Source organism: Acerihabitans sp., assembly GCF_036398755.1.
Taxonomy (GTDB): Bacteria; Pseudomonadota; Gammaproteobacteria; order Enterobacterales; family Enterobacteriaceae; genus Acerihabitans.
In genome coordinates, this window is the sequence record NZ_DASWOM010000111.1 from 62,315 (window position 1) to 70,650 (window position 8,336).

The following is an 8,336-nucleotide window of genomic DNA, read 5'->3' on the forward strand; positions in this document are numbered from 1 at the left end:
ATCAGCGGTCCGCGCAAGCGTCAGCTCCGCCCCAGCGGCACGATCATCGGCGTATGGGACACCGGATCGTCGATGATCATGCAGCGCAGGCCAAACACCGCTTCCACCAGTTCGGCGGTGACGATATCCACGGGCGCGCCCTGGGCCACGATGCGCCCGTCGCGCATGGCCACCAGATGGGTGGCGTAACGGCAGGCGTGGTTAAGATCGTGCAGCACCACCACCAGCGTATGGCCGCCGCGGTTTAACTCGCGCATCAGCTCCAGCAGATCTATCTGGTGGGCGATGTCCAGCCAAGTGGTGGGTTCGTCCAGCAGCAGCAGCGGCGTTTGCTGCGCCAACACCATGGCGATCCATACCCGCTGCCGTTGGCCGCCGGACAGGGTATCCACCGGGCGTCCCGCCAGCCCGGCGACGCCGGTGGCGCGCATCGCCTCCAGCACCGCCTGTTCATCCCGCCCGCTCCAGCGGCGTAGCAGCGACTGGTGCGGGTAACGCCCGCGCGCCACCAGATCGCCCACGGTAATATCCCCCGGCGCGCTGGAGCTTTGCGGCAACAAGCCCAGGCGCCGCGCCACCTCTTTAGTGGCGTAGCCGCCGATCTCGCGCCCGTCCAGCCAGACGGTGCCCTCGCCAGGCCGCATCAGGCGGCTTAGCGCGCGCAGTAATGTCGATTTGCCGCAGGCGTTGGGGCCGATGATGACCGTCAGTTCTCCATCGGGAATGGTAATGGACAGATCGCGGGCGATGATTTTTTTATCATAGGCGAGCGTGAGGTGTTCCGCCCTCAGGCGGCCGGACGACCAATCAACAGCGTTCATCTTTTACGCGACTCCCGGATCAATAAACCGATTAAATAGATGCCGCCGATACTGACGGTCACCACCCCGACGGGAAGCTGGTAAGGCGTAAACAAACGCTGGGCGACCAGGTCGGCCGCCAGCAGCAGCAGCCCGCCGGTCATGGCCGCCAGGGGGATCAGCAGGGTTTGGCCGCCCGCCAGGCGGCGTGAAATCTGCGGCGCCACCAGGGCGATAAACGAAATGGGCCCGGCGGCGGCCGTGGCGGCGGCGGTCAGGACCACGCCCGCCAGCATCAAACCCAGGCGCGACTTTTCCACCGGCACGCCGAGCGCGCAGGCGGCGTCGTCGCCCATTTCCAGCAGGCGCATGCGCCGCGACATGGCCAGGGCCAGGGCCAAAGCCAGGGCAATCGGCACCGCCGCGGGCAGGCATTTCGCCCAGGACATGCCGTTAAGCGATCCGGCGCTCCACAGGCCGGCGGTCAGGGCGGATTCCAGCGAGGCGCTGATCACCAGCCAGGTGTTAAGCGATACCAGCAGGGCGCGCACGGCAATGCCGACGATGATAAGCCTGAAGGTTTGGATGCCGTTGCGCCAGGCCAGCAGGTAGACCACGCCGGCGGTCAGCAGACCGCCGGCGAGCGCCGCGCCGGTGATGCCCGCGCCGCTGCCGTTGAACAGCACAATGGCGATAAGCACAGCGCTGTACGCGCCGGTATTAAACCCCATCACATCCGGACTGCCGAGCGGGTTGCGCATTATCGATTGAAAAACCGCGCCGCTGGCGCCCATCGCCGCGCCGAGCAGTAACGCCATCGCCACTCTCGGCAGCCGCCATTGCGTGACGATAACCTGAACATTGTGCGCCGCCGCGCCGCGCAGGGCCTCCACCACCTGTTGGGCCGAGAGCGGCAGCGACCCGGCCCCGAGGCCGTAAATCGCCAGCCCAAGACAGGCCAGCAGCAATAGGGCGGCGGTTATCGACACCCTGGTCCGGGATTGCCGGTTCGCCATCATAAGCGGCTTAACATGCGGTGGCGGCGCACCAGCGCAATCAGCACCGGCGCGCCGAGCAGGGCGGTTATCACCGATACGCGCAGTTCGCCCGGAACAATCACCCGGCCGACCATATCGCTGCCCAGCAACAGCATCGGCGTCAGCACCAGCGTCCACGGCAGCAGCCAGCGGTGATCCGGACCGGCCAGCCGGCGCGCGATATGCGGCATCATCAGCCCGACAAACGCAATCGGCCCCGCCAGCGCCGTGGCCGCCCCGCATAACAGGGTAATGGCCGCCAGCCCCAACAACTGGGTCAGTCCCACCCGGGATCCCAGCGCGGTGGCCAGTTCGCCGCCCATGCTCAGCGTATTCAGCGCCCGCGACAGCCCAAGCGTCAGCGCGGTTCCCAGGACGATGGGCCAGATAACCGCTTTGACCGCCGCCATGCTGCGGATATCCAGCGACCCGGCCTGCCAGAAGCGCAGCTGGTCGTAAACCAGGGGGTTAAGCAATGAAATGCCGGAAGTCATGCCATCAAGCACCGCCGCCAGGGCCACGCCCGCCAGGGTCAAGCGAATAGGGTTCAGCCGCCCGCCGCCCACCGCGCCGATTAACGCCACCAGCAGGGCGGCGGCCAGCGCGCCGGCAAAGGCATACCAGAGATAATGATCGATGGAGGCGGCGCCAAAAAACGTAATGCCCAACACCACGGCGAATCCGGCGCCGGCGTTGACGCCGAGAATACCGGGGTCGGCCAGCGGGTTGCGCGTCAGCGTTTGCATCAGGACGCCGGACAGCCCAAGGGCGGCGCCCGCCAGCAGCCCGGCCAGCATGCGCGGCAGGCGGCTTTGCAGGATAATAACGCAATCCGGGCTACGGCAGGCGCCGGACAGCGCGGGCACGACCTGGCTGGCGGGAATGGTTTTGGCGCCGATAAACAAACTGGCCGCCATCAATAGCGCCAACAGCACACCCGTTAAAAGCAATCCGTAAAAATGGCGCATAAAGTACCAGAACAGAAATTGTATGATAATGATATTTATTATCGTTATTACTCGCAATAACTTATGATAGCATGACCGCCTCCCTTAAAGCAGCGTCCCATGGCGGCGATTTCCCCCGGGTAGTGAACACCTCATGCAAAAACCCTCTTTTATGCTCGATATCAGCCTGTTGAAAACCCATCCCGCGTTTCGGGCGGTATTCCTGGCGCGTTTTTTATCCATGCTGGCGCTCGGCATGCTGGCGGTGGCGGTGCCGGTGCAAATACAGGCCATGACCGGATCCACCTTCCAGGTGGGACTGGCGGTGACGCTGGCGGGCGGCGGCATGTTTACCGGCCTGCTGGCCGGCGGGGTCATGGCGGATCGCCGCGAGCGGCGCGGGCTTATCCTGTTTGCCCGCGCAACCTGCGGGGTGGGGTTTATCGGCCTGTGCGTTAACGCGCTGCTGCCGGTACCGTCGCTGTGGACGATTTACCTGCTGGCGGTATGGGATGGTTTTTTTGGCGCGGTGGGGGTGACGGCGCTGCTGGCCGCCACGCCGGCGCTGGTCGGGCGTGAAAACGTCATGCAGGCGGGCGCCATCAGCATGCTGACCGTACGTTTCGGCGCTATTTTATCACCGGCGTTGGCCGGGCTGGTTATCGCCGCCGGCGGCGTCGCCTGGAACTACGGGCTGGCGGCGTTCGGCACGCTGTTGACACTGCTGCCGCTGCTGCGCCTGCCCAGGCTGGCGCCGCCGTGCCAGCCCAATGAGCATCCGCTGCGCGCGCTGGCGGGAGGCCTGGCCTATCTGTCCGGGCATAAAACCATCGGTTTGGTGGCGCTTGTCGGCGCCCTGCTGACCATGACGAGCGCGGTGCGGGTGATTTATCCAGCGCTGGCGGCAAGCTGGCATATCAATGCCGCCCGGCTGGGGCTGATGTATGCGGCGGTGCCGCTGGGCGCGGCGATAGGCGCGTTTACCAGCGGCCGGCTCGCCGCCACGCCGCGACCGGGACTGATGCTGCTTACCACCGCCATTGCGGCATTTATTACCGCCGCGATGCTCGGCCTGATGCCGTATTACCCGTTGGCATTGCTGTGTTTGGCGGGATTTGGCTACTTCAGCGCCATTAATTCGCTGCTGCAATATGCGCTGATACAACACCTGACGCCGGACGCTTTGCTGGGCCGCGTCAACGGCTTGTGGACCGCGCAGACCGTCAGCGGCGACGCGCTGGGCGCGCTGGCGTTGGGCGCGTTGGGCACCCTGATGCCGCCGGGCCTGGCCGCCGTCGTCTTCGTCCTGGCGGCGGCGCTGGCCGGGATACCGCCGGCGCTGGCGCTGCGCGGTCTGCGCGCCGCGGATATGGCGAAGCCGCAAGATGGGGATCCGCCGGTGGCTAAACGCTTGCCCGCCGGTCGTGGCTAGGGGGTTGGCGAGACGCGCGCGCGGCGGAGGATCAGGGCCGGGCGAACAGCTGTTCCAGGCGGGTCAGCACATTGCCGGCGCTGTAGTAGTCAAGACGAAAGGTATCGTCGCCGAGGGCGTAGACCCGGTGGTTTTGCACCGCCGGCAGATGCGCCAGGAACGGGTTGGCCAATAACAGCCGGGCGCTGGCGTCATCGCCGGCAAACAGCAGAAAGGTTTGCCCGTTCAGGCCGGCGGCCAGGTTTTCGCCGGCAAGCTGGACGATATCCTTGCGCACGCCCATGCTTTGGCCGCCGGTCAAGGCGTTGGGCGGTTCGGCAAGCGTAAATCCCAGTTGACCCAGCAGCCGGCCCTGCGCTGAATCGGCGGTCCACAGGTTGGCGGCTTTACCGTCCGGCTGGTACACCAGGGCGGATACCGGCTGCGGCGGCAGCGCCAGCCGGTGTTTCAGCGCCTGTAGCCGGGCGTCGAACCGGTTGATGACGTCAAGGGCCTGCGTTTCGCGGCCGGTGGCCTGACCCAGTTCACGCGCCAGGTCCTGCCAGCTTTTATCGGCGTAATCGACCACCAGCGTCGGCGCCAGCGGCGCCAGCCGATCGTAAAGGCGCAGGGCCGAGTCGCCGCCGGTGGCGGCGATAATAATCAAATCGGGATTCTGGCCGGCGATGGCCTCGGCATCCGGTTCGCCAATATACAGGCGCTTAACACCGCGCTGCCGGGCCACGTCGCCCCATTGGCGAAAAAAACCCTGCGGATCCGCCACCCGGTTTTGCGGCGTGGTGGCGCCGCTGGCAATCACCGGCGCGCCGATGGCCAACAGCGTGCCGGTCAGGGTTACGCTTGTGGACACAATACGCTGCGGCATGCGCTCAAGCGTAATGGCGCCCTGCGCGCCCGCCACCTGGCGCGGCCAGCCGTTTGCGGCGGCGCGCGGAGCGGCGGCGGTCGCCAGCAGTAAGGGAAGCGCCGCCAGGGCGAGCAGGTTCAGCACGGGTAAATGCCGGAAAAATAGGCGGGTCATCTCTGGGGTTCCTGGGGTTGGGGGCCGGTGTTGACCGCAATAAGATAAAAAAAACGGCAATTGACGCCACCCTTGGGCGGGAATATCAGGATTGACGTTTATTGACACCGCAGATTCTACGACGTAGTTTATTGGCTATCAATACAAATGATAATAATTATTATTGTGTTTATCATTGAGGTAAATGCGGAGATCGCCACGTGGAATTTTCAGTATTACCCCAGGCATCACCCGGCGGCGCGGATGATATTACCAACGGATTTTTTTTCATGTCGCCGTATCGCAGCTTCGTTACCCAGGGACGTTTCTGCGCCATCAACACCCCCGCCGGCACGGGACATCTGCCGAACGGCGCGTTTCAGCGCGAACTGAGCCAGGCCTTCCGGCGCGCCAGCGACGCCGGCATCGCGCGGCCGCGGGTGGTCGGCGCGATTCCCTTTGACGCCGACCGGCCCGCGCAGCTGTTTATTCCGCAAAGCAGCCATGAGTTTGATCGCGCGAAATTTTTAGCCGATAACCAACCGCGCGGCGCTGCGTTGCCGCAGGTGACCGGCGCCATCGAGCGCCCGCCGGAGCAGGATTTCAAACGTATGGTGGCGCGGGCGGTGGAGGCCACCGGGCAGCAGCGCCTGAGTAAAGTGGTATTGTCGCGCCTGCTGGATATCAGCACGCGCGATCCGGTGGATACGGCGGCCCTGATGCGGCGGATCCTGGCGCAAAATCCCGCCAGTTATAATTTTTATGTTCCCCTCGGGCACGGCGCACTGCTGGGCGCCAGCCCGGAACTGCTGCTGCGCAAGACCGGCCATCGGTTCTACTCGACGCCGCTTGCGGGCTCCGCCCGGCGCGACGCCGAGCCGGGGCGGGATGCCGCCGCCGGTCGTCAATTGCTGGCGTCGGCCAAGGACCGCTATGAGCACCAACTGGTCATCGAGCAGATGCGCGAGGTGCTGTCGCCCTACAGCGAAGGGTTAACGGTGCCGTCCGCCCCCACCCTGGTCAATACCCCCACCCTGTGGCATCTGGCCACGGCTATCGAGGGCAGGGTGGAGGATCCCGCCGTCAACGCCCTGTCGCTGGCCTGCCTGCTGCATCCCACCCCCGCGTTATGCGGCGCCCCCACCGACCGCGCGCGCCGGTTAATCCAGGCGCTGGAACCCTTCGACCGCGATCTGTTCGGCGGCATGGTGGGCTGGTGCGACGCGCAGGGCAACGGTGAATGGGTGGTCACCATCCGCTGCGCCCGGGTGGCGGGCAATCAGGTGCGGCTGTTCGCCGGGGCGGGTATCGTGCCCGCCTCCCAGCCTGCGGCGGAATGGCGTGAAACCGGCGTCAAGCTCGACACCATGCTGGATGCCTTCGGATTGCATGAAACGAACAGGAGAGATGATGAGCATAGCGTTTAACCGCTGGCCCGAGGATGTGGCGGCACGGTACCGCGCCAAGGGGTATTGGCTGGATTTGCCCCTCACCGATATTATCGACCGCCGCCGGGACAGCGAGGCGCCGGCGGTGGTCTGCGGCGAGCGCCGCCTGAGCTACCGGGACGTTAACCTGATGTCGGACCGGCTGGCCGCGGCGCTCGCGCGTCGTGGACTGGCGGCGGGAGATACCGCGCTGGTACAGTTGGGCAATGTGGCGGAATTTTACCTGGTGCTGTTCGCGCTGCTGAAAATCGGCGTGGCGCCGGTCAATGCCCTGTTCAGCCATCAGCGCAGCGAGCTTGGCGCCTATGCGGATCAAATCAAACCGGCGCTGCTGATTGCCGACCGGCACCATGGGCTGTTTGGCGATAACGGCTTTATCGACGAACTGCGGCGGTCGCATCCGTCGCTGCGGCTGGTGGCGATGCATCATGACGACGCGCCGCAAAACAGGCCGGGGCGGTTATCCGACTCCGCGCGGGAAGGGCATTTGCCGGGTGCCGCCGGCGACGCGCCGCTTGAGAGCCTGGCCGCATTGTTCAATGAGGCGGCGGGAGAGTTTACCGCCGCGCCGTCGCCCGCGGGCGAGGTGGCCTTTTTCCAGCTTTCCGGCGGCAGCACCGCGACGCCTAAGCTGATACCGCGCACCCATAACGATTACTACTATAGTATCCGCGCCAGCGTGGATATCTGCCGTTTCGATCGGGACACCCGCTACCTGTGCGCGCTGCCGGCGGCCCATAACTATCCGCTGAGCTCGCCGGGCGCGCTGGGGGTGTTTTACGCCGGCGGCAGCGTGGTGCTGGCCGGGGATCCGAGCGCCAACGTCTGTTTCCCGCTGATAGCGCGGCATCACATCAATGTCACCGGATTGGTGCCGCCCGCCGTGACGCTATGGCTGCAGGCCATGGAGCAATGGGGCGACAGCGGACAGCTGGCCAGCCTGCAATTATTGCAGGTCGGCGGCGCCAAGCTTGGCGAAACCCTGGCCGCGCGGATACCGGCGGAACTGGGTTGCCGGCTGCAGCAGGTCTTCGGCATGGCGGAAGGCCTGGTGAACTACACCCGGCTGGACGATGACGACGAGCATATCTTCACCACCCAAGGCCGGCCGATGTCGCCGGATGACGAAGTGTGGGTAGCGGACGATGAGGGCAACCCGCTGCCGCCGGGCCGCGTGGGACGCCTGATGACGCGCGGGCCTTATACGTTTCGCGGTTATTACCAAAGCCCGGCGCAAAATGCCGCCGCCTTCGACGACCACGGATTTTACTGCTCCGGCGATTTGATCGAGCTGACCGAAGACGGCTATCTGAAAGTACAGGGGCGGGAAAAAGACCAAATCAATCGCGGCGGTGAAAAAATTGCCGCCGAAGAGGTAGAAAATCTGCTGCTGCGCCATCCGCAGGTGGTAAATGCGGCCCTGGTATCAATGACCGATGAACTGATGGGCGAAAAGAGTTGCGCGTTTATCGTCGCCACGCAGAATATCAACGCGGTGGCGCTGCGCCGCCATCTGCGCCAGCTGGGCGTGGCGGAGTTTAAATTACCCGACCGCTTTGAACGCCTGGACGCGCTGCCGCTGACCCCGGTGGGCAAGGTGGATAAAAAACGACTGCGCCGGCTGATTGACGCCGCCAATGGCAAACCCGCCACAGGAGATGAATAAATGGCT

7 protein-coding genes are annotated in these 8,336 nt (G+C 65.0%); 3 read left to right on the forward strand and 4 right to left on the reverse strand.

Features of this window, described 5'->3' with window-relative positions:
• Positions 1–20 precede the first annotated feature (20 nt).
• From VGC33_RS18765 to fepD, 3 genes are read right to left on the reverse strand one after another with little or no spacing between them, the layout of a single operon-like run.
• On the reverse strand, positions 21–821 hold the full coding sequence (locus VGC33_RS18765) for an ATP-binding cassette domain-containing protein (protein WP_331122296.1): 801 nt from the start codon (positions 819–821) through the stop codon (positions 21–23).
• A complete protein-coding gene (gene fepG / locus VGC33_RS18770; protein WP_331122297.1) occupies positions 818–1,816 on the reverse strand; it encodes an iron-enterobactin ABC transporter permease in 999 nt (332 codons plus the stop codon). Before fepG ends, VGC33_RS18765 begins: the two co-directional genes overlap by 4 nt.
• Entirely contained in the window at positions 1,816–2,805 is a 990-nt protein-coding gene (gene fepD / locus VGC33_RS18775; protein WP_331122298.1) for a Fe(3+)-siderophore ABC transporter permease, read from the reverse strand. Before fepD ends, fepG begins: the two co-directional genes overlap by 1 nt.
• Positions 2,806–2,938: 133 nt before the next feature.
• On the opposite strand from fepD, the gene entS reads away from it, so the two are divergent.
• A complete protein-coding gene (entS, locus tag VGC33_RS18780; RefSeq protein ID WP_331122299.1) occupies positions 2,939–4,216 on the forward strand; it encodes an enterobactin transporter EntS in 1,278 nt (425 codons plus the stop codon).
• Positions 4,217–4,247: 31 nt separating this feature from the next.
• Here the strand turns inward: entS and fepB are convergent, their stop codons facing one another.
• On the reverse strand, positions 4,248–5,237 hold the full coding sequence (fepB, locus tag VGC33_RS18785; protein ID WP_331122300.1) for a Fe2+-enterobactin ABC transporter substrate-binding protein: 990 nt from the start codon (positions 5,235–5,237) through the stop codon (positions 4,248–4,250).
• Between the two features lie 200 nt (positions 5,238–5,437).
• Between fepB and VGC33_RS18790 the strand changes: the two genes are divergently transcribed.
• On the forward strand, positions 5,438–6,643 hold the full coding sequence (locus VGC33_RS18790) for an isochorismate synthase (protein WP_331122301.1): 1,206 nt from the start codon (positions 5,438–5,440) through the stop codon (positions 6,641–6,643).
• The gene (locus VGC33_RS18795) at positions 6,627–8,330 is read left to right on the forward strand and encodes a (2,3-dihydroxybenzoyl)adenylate synthase (protein ID WP_331122302.1); all 1,704 of its coding nucleotides are present in this window, start codon (positions 6,627–6,629) and stop codon (positions 8,328–8,330) included. The genes VGC33_RS18790 and VGC33_RS18795 overlap by 17 nt, the downstream gene beginning before the upstream one ends.
• Positions 8,331–8,336: the final 6 nt, after the last annotated feature.